Genomic DNA, 318 nt, shown 5'->3' on the forward strand with positions numbered 1-318 from the left:
CGGCCGCTCCGGCCCGTAACAGCGCCCCGGGGTCGCGGGCCCCGGAGTCGAGACAGCGGCGCAGCAGCAGGTGCCCGTCACCGATCCGCCCGCGCAGCACGGCGCACATGCCGTCCCGGTAGTGCGTCAGGTCCCGGTCGGCGGCGTCCGCGGGAAGACGGGTCAGCGCGTCGAGGTACCCGAGGGCGTCTCCCGCCGCCCAGGCGGCCTCGGCGGCCCCGAGCAGCGCGTTCCGGGCGCGCCCGGGGTCCTGCGGGGCGAGCAGGGCGGCGGCGGTGAGCAGGGCCTCGTGGGCGTCGGGGGCGGGTCCGTCGGCGA

General features: G+C 79.9%; 1 pseudogene. It reads right to left on the reverse strand.

What is annotated here, in order from left to right:
• Positions 1-318, reverse strand: a pseudogene (locus tag G3I41_RS02010) (LuxR family transcriptional regulator); the annotation flags it as partial.

The organism is Streptomyces sp. SID9727 (assembly GCF_010550605.1).
Lineage (GTDB): Bacteria > Actinomycetota > Actinomycetes > Streptomycetales > Streptomycetaceae > Streptomyces.